This is a genomic window from Streptomyces sp. NPDC060209 (assembly GCF_042728155.1).
Taxonomy (GTDB): Bacteria; Actinomycetota; Actinomycetes; order Streptomycetales; family Streptomycetaceae; genus Streptomyces.
The window spans coordinates 1-18,570 of the sequence record NZ_JBHWZS010000167.1 but is presented as its reverse complement, the minus strand read 5'-3'; the positions used below and the strand labels follow the sequence as shown (position 1 = coordinate 18,570).

At 70.8% G+C, this 18,570-nt stretch carries 15 protein-coding genes and 1 tRNA gene; 10 read left to right on the top strand and 6 right to left on the bottom strand.

The window, feature by feature from the left end; translation table 11 throughout:
* Positions 1-37: 37 nt before the first annotated feature.
* Positions 38-2,617 carry an ABC transporter permease gene (locus ACFWFI_RS27125; RefSeq protein ID WP_387394932.1) on the bottom strand — a complete coding sequence of 860 codons (2,580 nt, stop codon included), beginning with the start codon at positions 2,615-2,617 and terminating at the stop codon, positions 38-40.
* Positions 2,614-3,402: an ABC transporter ATP-binding protein gene (locus ACFWFI_RS27120; protein ID WP_387394931.1), complete on the bottom strand. Its 789-nt coding sequence runs from the start codon at positions 3,400-3,402 to the stop codon at positions 2,614-2,616. Before ACFWFI_RS27120 ends, ACFWFI_RS27125 begins: the two co-directional genes overlap by 4 nt.
* A gap of 338 nt (positions 3,403-3,740) precedes the next feature.
* On the opposite strand from ACFWFI_RS27120, the gene ACFWFI_RS27115 reads away from it, so the two are divergent.
* From ACFWFI_RS27115 to ACFWFI_RS27090, 6 genes are all read left to right on the top strand, one after another.
* Complete coding sequence (locus ACFWFI_RS27115) at positions 3,741-5,357, top strand: MFS transporter (protein WP_387394929.1); 1,617 nt, start codon at positions 3,741-3,743, stop codon at positions 5,355-5,357.
* A 144-nt stretch (positions 5,358-5,501) separates the two neighbouring features.
* Positions 5,502-5,996 (top strand): DUF485 domain-containing protein, encoded by a 495-nt coding sequence (locus tag ACFWFI_RS27110; protein WP_387394927.1) that lies wholly within the window; start codon positions 5,502-5,504, stop codon positions 5,994-5,996.
* Positions 5,993-7,600 carry a sodium/solute symporter gene (locus ACFWFI_RS27105; RefSeq protein WP_387394925.1) on the top strand — a complete coding sequence of 536 codons (1,608 nt, stop codon included), beginning with the start codon at positions 5,993-5,995 and terminating at the stop codon, positions 7,598-7,600. Before ACFWFI_RS27110 ends, ACFWFI_RS27105 begins: the two co-directional genes overlap by 4 nt.
* An 85-nt stretch (positions 7,601-7,685) precedes the next feature.
* Positions 7,686-8,489, top strand: coding sequence for an alpha/beta fold hydrolase (locus ACFWFI_RS27100; protein WP_387394923.1), 804 nt, complete (start codon positions 7,686-7,688; stop codon positions 8,487-8,489).
* Positions 8,486-9,772, top strand: a complete 1,287-nt coding sequence (locus ACFWFI_RS27095; RefSeq protein WP_387394921.1) for a PP2C family protein-serine/threonine phosphatase — start codon at positions 8,486-8,488, stop codon at positions 9,770-9,772. Before ACFWFI_RS27100 ends, ACFWFI_RS27095 begins: the two co-directional genes overlap by 4 nt.
* Positions 9,769-10,119 (top strand): STAS domain-containing protein, encoded by a 351-nt coding sequence (locus ACFWFI_RS27090; protein ID WP_387394919.1) that lies wholly within the window; start codon positions 9,769-9,771, stop codon positions 10,117-10,119. Before ACFWFI_RS27095 ends, ACFWFI_RS27090 begins: the two co-directional genes overlap by 4 nt.
* Before the next feature lie 42 nt (positions 10,120-10,161).
* Here the strand turns inward: ACFWFI_RS27090 and ACFWFI_RS27085 are convergent, their stop codons facing one another.
* The 3 genes from ACFWFI_RS27085 to ACFWFI_RS27075 all read right to left on the bottom strand — a co-directional run bounded on the left by ACFWFI_RS27085 (position 10,162) and on the right by ACFWFI_RS27075 (position 14,762).
* Entirely contained in the window at positions 10,162-11,058 is an 897-nt protein-coding gene (locus ACFWFI_RS27085; RefSeq protein ID WP_387394917.1) for a cellulose-binding protein, read from the bottom strand.
* A 204-nt stretch (positions 11,059-11,262) separates the two neighbouring features.
* The gene (locus ACFWFI_RS27080) at positions 11,263-13,788 is read right to left on the bottom strand and encodes an SUKH-4 family immunity protein (RefSeq protein ID WP_387394915.1); all 2,526 of its coding nucleotides are present in this window, start codon (positions 13,786-13,788) and stop codon (positions 11,263-11,265) included.
* Entirely contained in the window at positions 13,785-14,762 is a 978-nt protein-coding gene (locus tag ACFWFI_RS27075; protein WP_387394913.1) for an SMI1/KNR4 family protein, read from the bottom strand. The genes ACFWFI_RS27080 and ACFWFI_RS27075 overlap by 4 nt, the downstream gene beginning before the upstream one ends.
* 237 nt (positions 14,763-14,999) lie before the next feature.
* On the opposite strand from ACFWFI_RS27075, the gene ACFWFI_RS27070 reads away from it, so the two are divergent.
* Together ACFWFI_RS27070 and ACFWFI_RS27065 are read left to right on the top strand one after the other, a co-directional pair.
* Positions 15,000-15,521, top strand: coding sequence for a YwqJ-related putative deaminase (locus tag ACFWFI_RS27070; protein ID WP_387394911.1), 522 nt, complete (start codon positions 15,000-15,002; stop codon positions 15,519-15,521).
* A 10-nt stretch (positions 15,522-15,531) separates the two neighbouring features.
* A complete protein-coding gene (locus ACFWFI_RS27065) occupies positions 15,532-16,050 on the top strand; it encodes an SUKH-3 domain-containing protein (protein ID WP_387394909.1) in 519 nt (172 codons plus the stop codon).
* Between the two features lie 55 nt (positions 16,051-16,105).
* On the opposite strand, the gene ACFWFI_RS27060 is transcribed toward ACFWFI_RS27065, so the two are convergent.
* Complete coding sequence (locus ACFWFI_RS27060; RefSeq protein WP_387394907.1) at positions 16,106-17,419, bottom strand: sensor histidine kinase; 1,314 nt, start codon at positions 17,417-17,419, stop codon at positions 16,106-16,108.
* A 155-nt stretch (positions 17,420-17,574) separates the two neighbouring features.
* Here ACFWFI_RS27060 and ACFWFI_RS27055 point away from each other — a divergent pair, with 155 nt between their 5' ends.
* Positions 17,575-18,447, top strand: a complete 873-nt coding sequence (locus tag ACFWFI_RS27055) for a hypothetical protein (RefSeq protein WP_387394906.1) — start codon at positions 17,575-17,577, stop codon at positions 18,445-18,447.
* Between the two features lie 12 nt (positions 18,448-18,459).
* Positions 18,460-18,530: transfer RNA gene (locus ACFWFI_RS27050), tRNA-Gln, on the top strand.
* Positions 18,531-18,570 lie beyond the last annotated feature (40 nt).

Here is an 18,570-nt window from a genome sequence, read left to right as displayed (position 1 = left end):
GGGCCGGATCAGGTCCGTCATCCTACGTCCGGACCCGTCACCCGTCCGTGGCGATCGCGTTCAGGACGTTCATCCGGCCGGCCCGGAAGGCCGGGACCAGAGCGGCGAACAGTCCGACGAAGGCCGAGGCGACGAACACCGTGAGGATCGTCGGCCACGGGATCTCCAGGACCCCGAGCCCTTCCAGGGCCAGCAGCTTCTGCGCGGAGGTGCCCCAGCCCATGCCCAGGCCGAGCCCGAGCAGCGCGCCGAACAGGGCGATGACCACGGACTCCAGCCGGATCATGCGCCGCAGTTGGCGGCGGGAGAGACCGATCGCCCGCATCAGGCCGATCTCACGGGTCCGCTCGACCACCGAGAGGGCCAGGGTGTTCACCACACCGAGCACCGCGACGATGATCGCCAGGGCGAGCAGGCCGTACACGATGTTCAGCAGCTGGCCGATCTGGTCCTTCAGGTCCTCCTTGAAGTCGGCCTGGTTCTGCACCTTGTACTGCGGGTACTCGGCGAGCGCGCCCTTGAGGGCGGCGTACGCCTCCTTCTCCTTGCCGTCCTCCGCCGAGGCGAACATGATCATGTTCGTCGGCATCCTGTCGGCGGCGACGTATCGCTCGGCGGTAGTGACGTTGACGTACATCGCGCCCTGGTCCACGGTCGTGTCGTCCGAGGTGATCGCGGCGACCTTCAGCTTCGCGGTCTCGCCGGCCTTGAACGCGACGGTGATCTCGTCCCCGACCTCGATCTTGTGCAGGGTGGCGTAGTCCGAGCCGACCGACATGGAGTCCGGGCCGTACGCCTTCGACAGGTCGCCTGCCACGGTCTTGCGCCGCAGGTCCTGCGGGTACGTCGGGTCGGCGGCGGTGACCTGCTCGTCGCCGGTCGAACCGTCGGGGTTGGTGAGCTTCGCGGCGAGGACCTTGTAGTCGGTGACGTGCGCGATGCCCGGCACCTTCTCCATCGCCTCCGCGGCCTGCGGCACGATCAGCTGGCCGGTGTTCGACTGGACGATGAAGTCCGTGCCGACCGACTTGTCCAGCTCGTCCGTGGCCGAGGCCACCATGGAGGAGCCGACGACCGAGAGGCAGGCCACCAGCGCCAGGCCGATCATCAGGGCGGCGCCGGTCGCTCCCGTACGCCGTGGATTGCGCAGCGCGTTGCGCTCCGCCAGCCGTCCGACCGGGCCGAACAGCCGCAGGACGACGAGACCGAGCACCCGCACGACCGCACCGGCGAGCAGCGGGCCGATCACGATGAAGCCGATGAGGGTGAGGACCACGCCCAGACCGAGGTAGAGCGAGCCCTCGCTCGCCTCGTCCACCCGGGTCGTCGCCCACAGGCCGGCGGCGCCGGCCCCGGTGAGGACCAGGCCGAGTGCCGCCCGGATCCAGCCGGACTTGGCGTCCGCCGGGGTTCCGGCGTCCCGCAGGGCGGCCATCGGGGAGACCTTTCCGGCCCGGCGGGCCGGGATGTACGCGGCGAGGACGGTGACGACGATGCCGAGGGCCAGCCCGATCGCCGGGGTCGTCCAGGCGACGGTGAGGTCCTTGGTGGACAGCTCCATCCCCATGGCGCCCATAAGCTTCATCAGCCCGACGGCGAGACCGATGCCGGCGGCGACGCCCAGCACCGATCCGACGATGCCCAGCAGCACCGCCTCGACGAGCACGGACCGGTTGACCTGCTTGCGGCTTGAGCCGATGGCCCGCATCAGGCCGATCTCACGGGTGCGCTGGGCGACCAGCATCGAGAACGTGTTGACGATCAGGAAGATGCCGACGAGGAAGGCGATCCCGGCGAAGCCGAGCATCGCGTACTTCATGACGTCCAGGAAGGAGCCCATGGAGTCCTTGTTGGCGGCGGCGGCCTCCTTCTGGGTCTGCAGCTTGTACGTGGCCGGGTCACCCAGGGCCGCGGCGACACTCTTCTTCAACTCGGGGTCACTCACGCCGGGTTCGGCGGTGACCGAGATGTGCGTGAAGACGCCGGTGGCGCCCAGCAGCTTCTGCTGCGCGGTGGCGGTGTCGAGGTAGACGACGGCCGCGCCGGGGTTGGTCACGGTGAACGCGGCGATGCCGGTGATCTTCGCCTTGATGTCACCGGTGACGGCGATCGTGCGCACCTCGTCGCCGAGCTTCAGGTGGTGCTTCTCCGCGGTGTCGGCGTCGATCATGGCCTCGGTCGGGCCGCGCGGGGCGTGGCCCGAGGTGATCTCCATGGACCGCAGGTCGTTCTCGGTCCAGTTGCCCGCGATCGTCGGGGCACCGGTGTCGGACCCGAGGTTCTTGTTGTGGCTGTCGACGAGCGTGACGGCCATGCTGCTGACCGCGCCCTCTGCCTTCTTCACCCCGTCCACACCGGCGACCTCGGCCACGACGGACGCGGGGAGCGCCTCGGGCTTGCCGTTCTCGGGGACGTCGTCGGTCTTCGCCGCCTTCGGGCTGACCGTGACATCTGCGGACGTCGCCGCGAAGAGCTTGTCGAAGGTGGTGTTCATCGTGTCGGTGAAGACGAGCGTGCCGCACACGAACGCCACCGACAGCAGGACGGCCACGGCGGAGAGTGCCATCCGCCCCTTGTGCGCGAGGAAGTTGCGCATCGAGGTCTTCCAGACGGTCATGACGTCCGCCCGCGCGCGTCGAAGTCCTTCATCCGGTCCAGGACCTGCTCGGCCGTCGGGTTCTGCATCTCGTCGACGATGGAGCCGTCCGCGAGGTAGAGGACCCGGTCCGCGTAGGAGGCGGCCACCGGGTCGTGGGTGACCATGACGATGGTCTGGCCGAGCTCGTCGACCGACTTGCGGAGGAAGGACAGCACCTCGGCACCGGCCCGCGAGTCCAGGTTCCCCGTGGGCTCGTCACCGAAGATGATCTCGGGCCGGGCGGCGAGCGCCCTGGCCACCGCGACGCGCTGCTGCTGACCGCCGGAGAGCTGCGTGGGCCGGTGCTTGAGCCGCTCGGCGAGACCGACGGTCTCCACGACCTGCCGCAGCCAGGCGGCGTCGGGCTTGCGGCCCGCGATGTCCATCGGCAGCGTGATGTTCTCGATCGCGTTGAGCGTCGGGAGCAGGTTGAACGCCTGGAAGATGAAGCCGATCCGGTCCCGGCGCAGCTGGGTGAGCTTCTTGTCCTTGAGGCCGGTGATCTCGGTGTCGGCCAGGTGGATCTGACCCGAGGTCACCGTGTCCAGGCCCGCGAGGCAGTGCATCAGGGTCGACTTGCCGGACCCGGACGGGCCCATGATCGCCGTGAACTGCCCCCGTGCGATGTCCACGTCGACGTGGTCGAGCGCCACGACCCGGGTCTCGCCCGCGCCGTACGCCTTGACGACCTGCCGCGCTCGCGCAGCGACGGCCGTACGCCCTCCAGTGTCCCCGTGCCTGGGAATGGTTACAGCCGTTGTCACGGTTTTTCTCCTATGTCGGTCGATGCGCGGACGTCTCTGTGTACGTCTCGAGTCTCGGGTGCGAAGGGGGTCGGGCGCGCTGGTGCCCGGCGCAGTCTTCAAGTGGGGTTTTCCCCACCCCTCCCCCTGCGGCGGGCCACATCAGCGCTGTAGGAACACGTTAAGGAACGGGGTGCCCATGTCTCGTCCTCCGGCGGGAGGAACGATCCCTGGACACAACTACGTAGCTCCCCCTAGGGGTCCGGGCCTCAAGGACGAGACCTGAGTAGGGGTCTCACCCTTCGGCCTGCGGCTCCCGCGGAGCCACGGGCGGTGAGACAGTGACCCCCAGGAAATAGATGCATAGGGAAGGGACCCCTGTGGGCGGCACGGACGGCATCGGCGACACGGACAGCCCGGAAGCGGCGCACGGGGCGGCCGCCCCGGACAGTGCACCGGACACCGACCGCGGCCGCCGCCCGGTCGCCGCGGCCCTCATGCTGGGCATGGGCCTCGCCGCCATCGACGGCACCATCGTCGCGACCGCCGTTCCGCAGATCGTCGGCGACCTCGGCGGCTTCTCCGTCTTCTCCTGGCTCTTCTCCGGCTATCTGCTCGCCGTGACCGTCACCCTTCCGGTGTACGGGAAACTCTCCGACACCTTCGGCCGCAAGCCCGTCCTGATCGCCGGCATCATCCTCTTCCTGGCCGGCTCCCTGCTCTGCGCCGCCGCCTGGAACATGGCCGCCCTCATCGCCTTCCGTGTCGTCCAGGGCCTCGGCGGCGGCGCACTCCAGGGCACGGTGCAGACCATCGCCGCCGACCTGTACCCGCTCAAGGAACGGCCGAAGATCCAGGCGAAACTGTCCACGGTCTGGGCCACCTCGGCCGTGGCCGGACCCGCGGTCGGCGGGCTTCTCGCCGCGTACGCCGACTGGCGCTGGATCTTCCTGATCAACCTCCCGGTCGGCGCCGTCGCCCTCTGGCTGGTGGTCCGTCACCTCCACGAACCCGTCCGGCCGCGCCCCGGCACCCGGCCCCGTATCGACTGGGCGGGCGCCCTCGCGGTCTTCGCCACCGGCGCGCTCCTGCTGACCGCTCTCGTCCAGGGCGGCGTCGCCTGGCCCTGGCTCTCCGCCCCCTCGCTGGGGCTGCTGGGGGCGAGTGCCGCTCTGGCCGCGCTGACGGTCTTCATCGAGCGCCGCGCCGCCGAACCCGTGATTCCCGGCTGGGTCTGGCGGCGCCGCACCATCGCCTCGGTCAACCTCGCCCTCGGCGCGATGGGGCTGCTCATGGTCGCGCCGACCGTCTTCCTGCCGACCTACGCCCAGTCCGTCCTCGGACTCGGCCCGATCGCCGCCGGGTTCGTCCTGTCCGTGATGACCCTGAGCTGGCCCGTCTCCGCCGCCCTCTCCGACCTGGTCTACAACCGCATCGGCTTCCGCCGCACCGCCATCATCGGCATGTCCGGGGCCCTGCTGGTCCTGCTCTGCTTCCCGCTGCTGCCCTACCCCGGCGCCGCCTGGCAGCCCGCCCTGCTCATGCTGCTGCTCGGCGCGACTCTCGGCCTCTTCCAGCTCCCGCTGATCGTCGGGGTCCAGTCGACGGTCGGCTGGACCGAGCGGGGGACGACCACGGCGTCCGTGCTCTTCTGCCGCCAGGTCGGCCAGAGCCTGGGCGCCGCGCTCTTCGGGGCCGTCGCCAACGGTGTGCTCGCCTCCCGGCTGGCCGACGCCCCGGTCCCGGGGCTGCCCGGCGACCTGGACGCGGTCTCGCACGCCCTGGAGGACCCGGCGGCCCTCTCCGCCGCCGCGACGGACCATCTGCGGAGGGCCGTCGACACAGCCGTCGACCACGTGTTCACCGGCGCCGCGGTCGCCGCCGCTCTCGCCCTGCTGGTGCTCGTCCTCCTGGCCCCGCGACGCTTCCCCGTCCTGAACGAGCACGAGAGCGCCCCCCAGGCGCCGCAGGACTAGACAACTGGCGTGTTACCTAAGGTAGTTCGACCGTAACCCTCCCCCTCCGCGATACCCGCGAGTAACGTACGCGCTCCCGAAGGCGCGCCCGCGCACCTGCCTTGCAGCCCGACCCCGGGCCCGAGCCATGCAAGGAGCACTGCCATGCCGCACGACTCGCAGCCACCCCCGCACCCGCCCCGGCAGTCCCCGCACCCCAACCGCCCCGCACCGCCCCCGTACCCCGGCGACTACCTCATGCCCTGGCAGAGCTCGCCGCCCCCGCCACCGCCCCGCCGCCCGCCCGCACCGGGCACCGCCCCGGCACCCGGGCACCACAGCGACCTCCGGCGGCTGCGCACCGCCTACCGCCTGCTGCGCCGCGCCTCGACGCTCACCGCACTCGGCTACTTCAGCCTGTTCCTCCTGCTGTCCGGCTACGCCCCCGCCCTCATGACCCACCCCGTCGGCGACGGCGGACTCACCACCGGCCTCCTCCTCGGCCTGTGCCAGCTCCCCGTCACGCTCGCCGCCATCGCCGTCTACGAATGGACCGCCCGCCGCACCGTCGACCCGCTCAGCGCCGGACTCCGCGCCCGGGCCGGCCACGGCTCCCTCCGCACACCGGCAGCGGACCGCAGGACGGGAGCGGGCCGGTGAACGGATTCGACGAGTCCGCCCAGACGCTCTCCCTCACCGCGTTCATCGCCGTCGCCAGCGTCACCCTGCTGCTCTGCGTCATGACCGGGCCCGACCGCGACGACCTCGACGCCTTCTACACCGGCTACCGCTCGCTCTCACCCCTGCGCAACGGCCTCGCCATCGCCGGCGACTACCTCTCCGCCGCCACCGTCCTCGGCACCACCGGAGTCATCGCCCTCACCGGCCACGACGGCCTCGTACTCGCCCTCAGCACGGCACTGTCCCTGGTCCTGCTGATGTTCCTGCTCGCCGAACCACTGCGCAACGCGGGCCGGTTCACCATGGGCGACATGCTCACCCGCCGGGCCCCCGGCCGGGCCGCGCGCATCGCTTCCTGCGCCGTCACCCTCGCCGCCCTCCTGCCGCTGATGGTCGTCCAGCTCGCCGGCAGCGGCAACCTGCTCGCCTTCATCCTCGGCTTCGACAGCTCCGGATTCCGCACCGGATCCATCATCACCCTCGGCGTCGTCATGATCGGCTACGCGGCCATCGGCGGCATGAAGGGCACCGCCCTGATCCAGATCATCAAGACCGTCGCCCTACTCGGCGCGGGACTCCTCGTCTCCGTACTCGTCCTGAACCGATTCGACTGGGACGCCGGCGCCCTCCTGCGCGCCGCCGAGACCGGCAGCGGCGCGGGCACCGCCTACCTGCACTCCGGACTCCAGTTCGGCGGCAACGAACTCGACATGATCAGCTCCGAACTGACCGTCGTACTCGGCGCCGCCTGCCTGCCCCACATCACCATGCGGATGACGAGCGTCCGCGAAGCCCGGGCAGTGCGCCGCTCCCTCTCCTGGGCCGTCTGCGTCGTCGTCTGCCTCTGCCCCCTCCTCGCCGTCATCGGCTTCGGAGCAGCCGCCCTCGTCGGACATGACCGCATCACCGCCGCCGGAGCACAGGGCAACAGCGCCATCCTCCAGGTCACCGGCGCCGTCGCGGGAGGCGGAGAGATCGGGGCGCTCGTCGTCACCACCATGACGACGGCGATCTTCCTGACCCTGCTGGCCTCGGTCGCCGGAATGATCCTGGCCTGCGCCAACTCCCTCGCCCACGACCTGTTCGCCCACGGCCTGCGGACCGGCGGACCGATGAAGAACCGCACCGAGATGGCCACGGCCCAGGGCGCCGCCATCGGCGTCGGAGCACTCGCCGTCACCCTCGCCGTCCTCGCCCGGCACTGGAACGTCCAGGCGCTGGTGACCCTGTCCTTCTGCATCGGCGCGTCCGCCATCGCCCCGGCCCTCGTCTACAGCATGTTCTGGCGCCGCTACACCCGCACCGGCCTGCTCTGCACCCTCATCGGCGGCACCGCCTGCGTGCTCGTCCTGATCACCGGCACCGACCTGGTCTCCGGCTCCCCCGGATCCGTCTTCCCCCACCGCGACTTCAACTGGTTCCCGCTCACCACGACCGGACTCGTCTCCATCCCCTTCGGCTTCCTGGCCGGCTGGCTGGGCACCGTACGCGGCCGGGACAGGGACACCACCGGGCAGCGCCGCCAGTACGAGGCCGTCGAGCCCTGGATCCTCGCGGGCGCCCCGCCCGCCGGAAGGCGCTGACCGCCCGCGGGGCTCCCGGCCGGCGCCCCGGCCACGGGCGACGGGCCCGGGCAAGGCCACGGCCCGGGAGTGCGAGGATGCCCGCATGGACATAGTCAGCAGGAACAACGTCACCGTGACAGGCCCTGAGGACGCACCGGTCCTCCTCCTGGCCCACGGGTTCGGCTGTGACCAGAACATGTGGCGCCTGGTGGCACCCGCGCTGGCCGGGAGCTTCCGCGTCGTGCAGTTCGACTACGTGGGATCGGGCCGCTCGGACCTCACGGCGTGGAGCGAGGCACGCTACGGCGCGCTGGACGGATACGCCCGCGACATGGTGGAGATCTGCGAAGCGCTCGACCTGCGCGAGGTCCGGTTCGTCGGGCATTCCGTCAGCGCCATGGCCGGCGTACTGGCGGCGACCGCGGCACCCGACCGGTTCTCCTCGCTGACCATGGTCTGCCCCTCCCCGCGCTACGTCGACGCCCCCGGATACCGCGGCGGATTCAGCGCCGAGGACATCGAGGAGCTCCTGGAGTCCCTGGAATCCAACTACCTCGGCTGGTCGGCGGCCATGGCACCGGTGATCATGGGCAACCCCGACCGCCCCGAACTCGGTGAGGAACTGACCAACAGCTTCTGCGCCACCGACCCGGCCATCGCCCGCGTCTTCGCCCGGACCACGTTCCTGTCCGACACCCGCGAGGACCTCAAGGCGGTGAGCGTCCCCACGCTGGTCCTGGAGTGCTCGCAGGACGCCATCGCCCCCCGGGAAGTGGGCGCATACGTCCACGCGAACATCCCGGGCAGCCGCCTCGTCACCCTGGATGCGACCGGCCACTGCCCGCAGTTGAGCGCACCGGAAGCAACCGTGGCAGCCATCGCCGACTTCGTCGGAAGCCCGTCGTGACGTGCCGCACCGGCCAGACCCCCGACCCGCCGGAGGGCGAGGAGACCGCCTCCACCGACGCGGCTTTCACCTCCATGCTGGAGGACAGCGCCGAGGAGCTCTACGACTCCGCGCCCTGCGGCTATCTGTCCACCCTCATGGACGGAACCGTCGCGAAGATCAACACCACCCTGCTGACCTGGCTCGGCCTCTCCCGTGACGACGTCGTGGGTCGCATGCGCTTCACCGACCTGCTGACCGTCGGCGGAAAGATCTACCACGACACCCACTTCGCCCCCCTCCTGAGCATGCAGGGCAGCATCAGCGGCATCGCCCTGGACGTCAGGACGGCCGAAGGCGGCCGGCTCCCCGTGCTCGTCAGCTCCCTGACGAAGACCGACGGCGACGGTCGGCCCCTGCTGATCCGTACGACACTGTTCGACGCCAGTGACCGGCGCGCCTACGAACAGGAACTGCTCCGAGAGCGCCGGGTCGCCGAAGAGGCTCGCAGGCAGGCCGAGGAGGACCGCGAACGGCTGCAGGAAGCACTCGCGGTGCTGCAGCGCAGTCTGCTCCCCGCGCAGCTCCCCCCGGTGCCGGGCATGGAAGCCGCGTCGCACTACCACACCGCTTCACCGGACCGTCTCGGCGGGGACTTCTACGACCTGTTCCCCCTGGACGACAAACGCTGGGCCTTCTTCCTCGGCGACGTCTGCGGCAAAGGCCCCCAGGCCGCCGCCGTGACCTCCCTGACCCGCTACACCCTGAGGGCCGCGGCGCTCCACGACCCGGACCCCGTGGCAGCGCTCACCACCCTCAACACCGTTCTTCACGAGCGGTACGCCACGGGAGATCCGCGCTACTGCACCGCCGTCTTCGGCGTCCTCGAACCCGACGGTGACACCGTCACGGTCGAGCTCGCCTCCGGAGGGCACCCCCCGGCACTCGTCCTGCGCCAGGACGGCCGGGCCGACTACCTCCCCACCCCCGGAGGCCTCCTCGTCGGCATCCTGCCCGCAGCCCACTTCGCCGCCACCAGAACCGTGCTGACAGCCGGAGACACCCTCCTGCTCTACACGGACGGTCTCACAGAGGCCCGGACCGGCGAGAAGCGCGAACTGTTCGGGGACGAGGCCCTGCGCGACTTCGCGGCAGGCCTCTCCGGCACCGGACCGCAGCAGGTCGTCACGGCGTTGACCGGCCTGCTCAACAGCTTCGGCGACGGCCTGGACGACGACACCGCCCTCCTGGCCCTCGGCGTACCCACCACCCGGCCCCACTCTGCGAGCGACACCCTGCCATGAGCCCACTGACGACAACCGTCCGGGACACCGCGACCGGCCACGTGCTCCATCTCGCGGGAGAGCTCGACTTCAGCACCGCCGGCGAACTCCGCCGGGTGGTGACAGCTCTCGCCCTCACGCCGGGCCGACGGCTCGTACTCGACCTCGAAGGCCTCGACTTCTGCGACTCCAGCGGAATCACCGCCTTCATCGTCGCCCGCAACCACGCGGCCGCCGCCGGGGCCGACATCGCGCTGGCCGCCGTACCCGGCCCCATTCTCCGCGTCCTGCGCGTCACCGGGCTCGACCAGGTGTTCTCGGTCGAACCCGGCCAGGACACACAGGACCGGAGGGCCGTCAGCGACTGACCGGCCCGGGCAAGGACACCACGCCAGCGCCCCGGAGCGGAGCTACTCCGCGGGGTCCACGGCCGCACGCCCCGTCAGCGCCGCCAGCGAATTCCGTACGTGCGTCATGTGCGCCTGCACCTCCTCGCGGCCCTCCTCGTGCTCCCGCAGGACCCGCTCCGTCTCCCGAACCACGCGCTCCTGGGCCATCCTGGCCCCCGACACCAGCTCCGCCGCCCGCGCCTCCGCGTCCTCCTGGCCGTGCCGGGCCGCCTCCTCCGCCTCCGCGAGCTCCCGACGCGCCTGCGCGAGCAACGCCTCCCCGCGGGCCGTCAGTTCCGCCTCACGCTCCGCCGTGGCGGCCTCCGCCCCCGCGAACTCCGCATCCGCCGCCTTGCCCCGCTCGGCATGCTCCTGCTCCTGATGCGTCAGCACACCCGCCGTACGGCGACGCGTCTCGGCCATCTCCGCCTCCGCAACCCCACGCACCTCCCCGGCCTCCAGGCGCGCCCCCTCCACCAGCGCCGCGGCCCCATCCCGCGCCTCGGCCAGCGCCTCCTCCGCACGGGCATCCGCCGCGTCCCGCACAGCCGCCGCCTGCTCGCGCGCCGCCTCGCGGACCTCCCGGCCCGCCGCGTCCGCAGCATCCCGAAGCGCCTGCGCCTCCTCCAGCGCCGCGCCCCGCGCCTCCTCCGACTCGGCCTCCGCCAGAGCCAGGATCTGCTGCGCGCGCTCCCCCAGCGACTGATACGTCTGCGGCGCGAGCGAGGCCACCACCTCACCCAGCCGCGCCGACTCCGCCGCCAGCTCCTCCGCCAGTCCGTTCAGCCGCGAGAGCCGCTCCAGGGCCCCGTCCCGCTCCGCCGCCAGCGAGGCGACCATGCGGTCCACCTGCTCAGGGCGGTAACCACGCCCCCGTACGCCGACAAAACCGTGCGCGGACACCGGTCCACCACTCATCCCTGAAGCCCTCTTTCCCGCTCTCCGACGCCCCGACCATGAAGCAATACGTCAAGGATGCGGTAATTGGCCCGGAAGTCGGAATCGATCAGCTGCATTCAGGACGGAAGCGACCCGCATCACAAAACCCCACACAAAAGGCGCCCGCCCCACCAGGGGACGAGCGCCTCTCGCACACAACAGATCAGACCCGGTCGGACCGGATCACAGCAGCCCGTCCCACATCTGCTCCAGCAGAACCGACCACCAGCCCTCCGGCGACGCCAGCGCCGCCGGATCGATGGCCACCAGCTGCGCCTGGAAATCGACCGTCCACCGGCCGGCCTGCTCCGGATTCAACCCGAACCGCAGCCGCCACATCCGGCCGAGCAACGCCATCGACCGCACGAACTCCGGCAGCCCCGTGTTCACGAACTGCGGCGGCACCGGCTGGCCACCCGGCCCCGCCTCCACCGGAACGGCCACGATGTTCGCCGTCCCGTACTGCACACAGATCGCCCGGCCGAAGTCCGAACCCATCACCAGATACGAACCCGCGTCCGACGCCGGCTGCACCTGACGCTGCGCCGCCAGCTCCGCCAGAGTCGGCACCACCGGGTGACCCGGCTGCGCCCAGAAGAACGGCCCGAAATCAGCGGGCAGCCCCGCCCAGACCAGCGTCCGCGCCACCACCTCCGGCACACCCTGACGGGACACCGCCCGCTGGTCGAAACGCAGCACACCAGGACCGAACGCCCCGTGCAGCTCCTCCGCCAACGCCTCCGGAGGCACCGCCATCGCAGGCGGCATCTGCGGCAACGGCGCCCGCACCGGAGCAGGCCGCGCCGGACCGTCCGCCACCTGATGCAGCTCACCCTGATGCGTCAGCAGATGCTGCATGCCCTGCTGCCGGCTCGCGTGATCCGTACCGTACGGCGCCACACTCGTGATCCGGACCTGCGGCCAGGTCTCCCTGATCATCCGCGCGCAGTAACCACCCGGAAGCTCACACGACTCCAGCTCCGTGTGCAGCTCTATGACCTGCTGCGGCGGCACGTTCATCGCACGCAGCTCATGCAGCATCTGCCACTCCGGATGCGGAGTACCCGGCGCCGAACGCCGGATCAACTGCTGCTCACTGCCGTCGGCCGCACGGAAACGCAGCACGGCCTGATAGCCCGGACCGACCGTCGGCTGACCCGTCGGCTGCTGCGGATAGCCGTACGCCCCCGGAGGCGGCGGAGTGTGCGGACCCTGACCCGGGCCCGGCATCCCGGGCGGACCAGGAGGCCCCGGAGGCTGCGGCGCACCCGGACCGACCTGACCCGGACCGGCCAGCATCGTCGCGGCATGGTGCACCCCGCCACCCGGAGGCGGCGTCGCGCCCGGAGGAGGACCGGGAGGACCGGGAGGACCGGGAGGACCGGGAGGCGGCGTCGAGCCGGGAGGCGGCGGCATCGCACCCGGAGCACCCGGAGCACCCGGAGGGCCGGGAGGAGCAGGAGGACCGGGCGGGCCCGGAGGACGCGGCGCGTTCGGGCCACCGATGCTCGCATCGGCGAACATCGTCGCGGCGTGATGCATCCCGCCACCCGGAGGCGGCGTGGAACCGGGCGGACCGGGAGGCCCGGGAGGAGGCGGCGGCTGCGCGCCCGGAGGCGGCGTCGCACCCGGAGCCGGCGCCCCGGGAGGACCGAGCTGCGAGACGAGCTGCGTCGGCACATAACCACCCGCGGGCGCACCCGGAGCACCCGGCCCCGAAGGCGGCGGAGTGGCCCCCGGCCGCACCCCCGGCGTACCGGGCGCCCCGGGCGGCGGCGGAGTCGTCGGCCCCGTCCCCCGCGCACCCCGCGGCGGCACGGCGGCCTTGCTCGTAGCCGCGTCCGCGATGTCCCCCGCGCCCCGTGGCGCGGCAGGAGCCGGGCTGCCGGGAACCGCCGCAGAAGGAGCAGGCCGCCCCGGAGGCGGCGCCTGCGGATCCAGCCCGGGAACGACCGCGGTCGGCGGCAGCCGACTCCCACCCGACATCAGCGCCGTGGGCGCCTCCGCCGAAACGACAGGCGGCGGAGTCCCGTCGTCGTCCGACCCCGAAAGCGGCGGCGCGAACACCGTCGCGGGCAGCGGCACCGCACCCTCGTCCGGACCCGCGTTCGTGTCCGTACCCGCCCAAGGAGTCCCCCCGGCCGGCACCCCGTCGTTCGCCGTCGGCTCGTGATCCGCCTGCCCACCGGCAGCCGGCCACAACGCCCCCGAATCGCCACGCGCCGGTGCCGGAACGGAAGGAGAAGGAGAGGAAGGACCCGGAGCGGGAACAGAGGAAGACGATGCCGGAGCCGGAGCAGGCGCATCCGCCTCAGCACGCCGGTCCGGAATCCCCAGCTTGTCCGCCGCCTCCTGGAGCCACTCCGGCGGAGTCAGCAGGAACGACGTCTGATTCAGATCGATACGCTGCGGCGGCTCCGGAGCAGGCCGCGCCTCCGCGGACGTCCCGTAACCCTCCTCGTACCGCCGAATCACCTCGCCCACCGGCAGCCCGGGCCACAACGTGGCCTCACCGCTGTCCCGGGCGATCACCAGCCGCTGACGGCCCCCGTCCGAAACAGGGCCCTCCGCACGGTCCTCGGCCCACACCACGAAACCCAGCTCGAACTCACGGACCCGGACCTCACGGTGCTGATACGCGGGCACGTCACCGTTGACCCACTCATCCGCCCGCTCCTGCGCCTGCGCGAACGTCACCACCGCGCTCACCCCTCCACCGGGACGGCCCGCGCGAAGCCACCGTCCACCATCAGGTTCGCCACCGTCTCAAGCTCCGGCGGATTACCCGCGAGACGCTGGAGGAAAGCATCGAAATCCTCACCGCACGGCACCAGGAGCCGATCCACCCGCTCCTGCACACCCCAGCCGTCCTGGTCCCGCGCATCGTCGTACGCGCAGAACCACACCGACCCCACACCACCACCGCGCACCTTCACCGCGAGGATGCCGCCCTGGACGAAACCCACACCCAGGAAATCCTTCGTGAAGTGATCCCGCAGACACTTGTTGACGTACACCAGGTCATTCACAGCCGCTTCCTCACGCACCGTGAAGAACGGCTGATCCACCAGCAGACCGAGCTCCGCGTCCAACGCCGCACCCACCGGAGCCGAACCACCGGCCGCCTTCAGGAACGACCGGTACGCACCCGGAAGCCGATAGCCCAGATCCTCCTCGACACCCAGGATCTGCTGCTCCCCCACCGCCACAGAAGCCTTCGGCAGCCGGAAATGAGCGGGCCGCGTCTCCTGCAGCGGCCGCGTACCCCGACGGTCCTGATCCACAGCCGCCGTCGCCAGCCCACCGTGATGACGCAGCAGAGCCTTCACCTCGACCGGCACCAGCTCCATCCGCCGGCCACCCGCCACGTGATGCCACGTCCAGCCGTGCGGGGTCGCCACCGCGGGAATCGTGTCCCACAGCTCATGACCACTCGCCGCCAACGCCGCGTTCGCCGACACGTAATCCGTCAGCCGCAGCTCGTCGATACCGAAACCCGGCGGAGGATCCGCGATCTCCGCGGCAGCACGCGCGTACGGCGAAAGCACCGGATAGCCGTTCCCGTCCACACGCACACCCCTAGGGTGGCGGGACGCCCGGACAGGATCCGGGAAATGCACGACCTGCCCGGCATAGGCCGCATTCGGTGGCGCGGCTTGCTGCCCGAGCCGACCTGTCGTCATGGCGGTTGCCCCCTGCTGCGTCTGGTGTTCCGCACAGCCTATGCGGTGACGCAACAAGGCCCCCCGCCCCCGCACCCCACTCACCGAACGTCACCGACGCGTGACGGACATGCGACAACCGGACCGCCGAGCCGCGACACGCAGACACGTTTCACCCACCCAGCTTCCCCACCACCCTGCATATTTGGCAGGCTGTCCCCCGCAACTCGGGGGATTGCAGGGAGGGACACCAGCACCATGCACACAGCACAAACAGTCACATCCGGAGACCCGCGACTCAGTTGGAGCACCACCGAGCCCAACCGCGCACCCCAACTCCACCACCGCCGCGACGGCATCCTGCCCGCGGTGGCCGCAGCCCTGTCCGTACGCGGAGAAACACTCACCTGCACCGCGGGCAAAGGCGACCAGCCACCCGTCCTCCACCCGCTCGTCCAGGACTTCCTCGACACCCTCACCAGCAACCAGCGCGAACGCTTCACCGGACGCTGCCCCGAAGCCATACTCCTGTCACGACAGCTCACCGCAGCCGACGACAGCCGCTCCAAACGAGCCCAGCGCAAACCGCTCACCAACGGTGAAGCCCGCCGCGCACTCAAGCACGCCCGCCTCACCGCCCGCCGCATCCGCGAGGACGGCGACCCACTCCACGGCAGCTACGCGCCCCCCTGCCGCTCCTGTACGGAGATGCTCGCCCACTTCGGCGTCCGCCCCGTCGACCTCACCACGAGTGCGGCGACCACCGCCGAGAAGGGCTGAGCACACCACCATGCACGACCGGACCGACGTACCCGGCCAACAGAGCCGCACCTCCACCACCCGCTTCCCCGTCGCCGTCGACGCCGCACTCCGCGACGCGGGATGGCAACCAGGCCGCTGGGACATCCGCCAGGCCGAGGAATGGGCAGACGCCCTCCGCTCCCACGCCTCCCCCGCCGGACACCAGCACGCCGTCTTCCCCGCGGCCGTCGAAGCCTGGGCCGAATTCGGCGGCCTCCACATCACCTCGTCCGCACCCGGCCGGCAGATCGCCACCACCACCGTGCACATCGACCCGCTCGGCGGACTCCACCTCGCACGCACACTCGGCGACCTCGGACGCGCGCTCGGAACCGAAGTAGCCCCCCTCGGCGAAGAAGGCGACGGCCAAGCAGTCCTCGCCATCGACAACGAAGGCCGCGTCTACTCCATCGACCACACCGGCGACTGGTACCTCGGCTCCGACATCGACCGCGCCCTCGAAACCCTCATGACCGGAGTGCAGCCCACACGCCTCACCCCCGGCTGACCTCACCCCGGCTGAAAACCCCTGCACCCGCCCCACCGCCCGACCGGGGACGCCCTCACGCCGTCCCGGCATCCGGCAGCACCGCCGACACCCGGAAACCCCCCGCATCCGTCGGGCCCGACACGAACACACCCCCGAGCCCCAGCACCCGCTCCCGCATCCCCACCAGACCGTTGCCACCACTCGGCAGCCCCGCATCCTCCGCCGCACCGTCCGACGGACCGTTCTCCACCTGCATCGCCACCTCCACCCCCCGATGCGCCAGGCGCACCCACGTCTTCGCACCCGCCGCATGCTTGTGCACGTTCGTCAACGCCTCCTGCACCACCCGGTACGCCGTCTGCTCCACCTCCGGCGCATACGGACGCAGCTCCCCCTCCACCGACAGCTCCACCGTCATCCCCGCCTCACGGGACTGCGCCACCAGAGCCTCCACCTCGCACAACCGCGGCCCGTCCTCCAACACAGCCGCAGCCGCGGCGGCCGCCCGCCCCACCGAAGCCAGCGGCACCCGCCCCGCCTGCGGAGCCACCAGAGCGTCCCCGCTCCGCAGCACCCCGAGCATCTCCCGCAGCTCCGTCAACGCCTGCCGGCCCATGTCCCCCACCAGCGCGGCGTTACGCACCGCCTTCGCCGGATCCTTCGGAGCCACCGCCTGCAGCGCCGCCGCGTGCACCACCATCAGGCTCACCCGGTGCGCCACCACGTCGTGCATCTCCCGGGCGATACGGGTCCGCTCCTCCGTACGCGCCCACTCGGCCCGCTCCTCCGCCCGGTCCGCCAGCAGCGACAGCTCCCGCTCCAGCGAATCCGCACGCTCCCGCAGACTCTCCATCAGCCTGCGCCTGGCCCCGATGTACAGGCCGAACAGCACCGAGGGCGCCGTCAGCCCGAGCGACATGAAGAGGGACACCACCGGGACGTACCAGACACCCGGCCCGAAATCGGCATTCGCGTCGACGCTCTGCCGCAGCCGCACGTACGACACGATGAAGGTGCCGACCAACGTCATCCCGGTCAGCACGACGGTGATCCTGCGCGGCACCTCCGAGGCGGCCAGCGTGTACAGGCCGACGATCCCCATCAGGAAGCCCATCTCGGCCGGAGTCGTCGCTATCGACACCAGCACCACCGCGATCGGCCAGCGCCTGCGCAGCACCAGCACCGATCCAGCCAGCAGCCCGAAGAGCACCGCGAGCGGCACCGGCAGCCCGGTGTTCTCGGCGAACTCCACCCCCTCCAGCGCGCACTCCAGCGCCGAAGCCAGCGCCAGTCCCACGTCCAGGGCGACACTGCGCCGCCGCTCCCACCACCAGTAGCCGCGGGTGGTCGGACCCGCCGCTTCCCGGTCTGCCCCCGTTGCGGTCATGGCATCCAGCCTACGGGCGGACGCATCTCTTTTTCCGGAGACTCCGTCAGCACAGAAAGTGACCGGTCACGCCACAAACGCAGGCAGATCGCACGAACCGGTGAACCGAGCACACTTTCGACCCGGACGTTCGCATTCCGGACGACGCTGTCCGTATGACACATGCCAATGGCAAGTACGCGGACTTCGAGGGGCTGCGCGAGAAGGCGATCGCGCTGCGAAGGGAGGGGTTGAGCCGTCGCCAGATCCGCGACCGGTTGCTCGTCGACAACAACGACATCCTCAACCGCCTCCTGGAGGGCGAGCCGGCGCCGGAGTGGACGAAGCGCCCGAACGCCAAGGACGACCTACGCGTGAAGGCCCGGGAGCTGCGGCTCCGGGGCATGACCTATGACCAGATCCAGATGGAGCTGGGGTGCTCCAAGGGGTCGATCTCGCTATGGGTACGGGATCTACCGAAGCCGGAACGCAAACGCACCGCCGAGCAGGCCTCCGAGATCGCTCGTCGCGGCTGGGAAGCAACTCTTCAACGGCGCGATGCCGAACGTGTACGGACGAGGAAGGCGGCGGAGGCCGAGATCGGCTCACTCAGCCCACGCGAGCTCTTCCTGGTCGGCGTGGGCCTCTACTGGGCGGAGGGGTCCAAGTCGAAGCCCCACCGTTCGCAGGAGAGGGTCACCTTCATCAACAGCGACCCCGACATGATCTCCACCTACCTCGCATGGCTACGCCTCCTGGGCGTACCTCCGGAGCACCTCCGGTTCCACGTCCACATCCATGAGACGGCCGACGTCGCAGCGGCGGAGCGCTACTGGGCCGACCTCACGGGCGCCACAGCCTCCGCGTTCGGCAAGACCACACTCAAAAGGCACTCCCCGAAGACGAATCGGAAGAACACAGGCGAGGGTTACCGGGGTTGCCTTGTGGTCCGAGTTCTGAAAAGTGCGGACCTGTACCGTCGCATCGAGGGCTGGTGGTGCGGCATAGTAGGGGCTGCGAAATGCACCGATCAAGAGAATCGGACATAACGCCACAGACCATCCCGGGTCGTCTAATGGCAGGACAAATGGTTTTGGTCCATTGAATGAGGGTTCGATTCCTTCCCCGGGAGCACGTCGGCTCCGCCCTCGGAGCACCCCAGCGGGTCCCTC

Coding starts and splice junctions, on each gene's coding strand:
- ACFWFI_RS27125 (WP_387394932.1), bottom strand. CDS start 2,617: ATGACCGTCTGGAAGACCTCGATGCGCAACTTCCTCGCGCACAAGGGG.
- ACFWFI_RS27115 (WP_387394929.1), top strand. CDS start 3,741: ATGCATAGGGAAGGGACCCCTGTGGGCGGCACGGACGGCATCGGCGAC.
- ACFWFI_RS27110 (WP_387394927.1), top strand. CDS start 5,502: ATGCCGCACGACTCGCAGCCACCCCCGCACCCGCCCCGGCAGTCCCCG.
- ACFWFI_RS27100 (WP_387394923.1), top strand. CDS start 7,686: ATGGACATAGTCAGCAGGAACAACGTCACCGTGACAGGCCCTGAGGAC.
- ACFWFI_RS27090 (WP_387394919.1), top strand. CDS start 9,769: ATGAGCCCACTGACGACAACCGTCCGGGACACCGCGACCGGCCACGTG.
- ACFWFI_RS27085 (WP_387394917.1), bottom strand. CDS start 11,058: ATGAGTGGTGGACCGGTGTCCGCGCACGGTTTTGTCGGCGTACGGGGG.
- ACFWFI_RS27075 (WP_387394913.1), bottom strand. CDS start 14,762: ATGACGACAGGTCGGCTCGGGCAGCAAGCCGCGCCACCGAATGCGGCC.
- ACFWFI_RS27070 (WP_387394911.1), top strand. CDS start 15,000: ATGCACACAGCACAAACAGTCACATCCGGAGACCCGCGACTCAGTTGG.
- ACFWFI_RS27065 (WP_387394909.1), top strand. CDS start 15,532: ATGCACGACCGGACCGACGTACCCGGCCAACAGAGCCGCACCTCCACC.
- ACFWFI_RS27060 (WP_387394907.1), bottom strand. CDS start 17,419: ATGACCGCAACGGGGGCAGACCGGGAAGCGGCGGGTCCGACCACCCGC.
- ACFWFI_RS27055 (WP_387394906.1), top strand. CDS start 17,575: ATGACACATGCCAATGGCAAGTACGCGGACTTCGAGGGGCTGCGCGAG.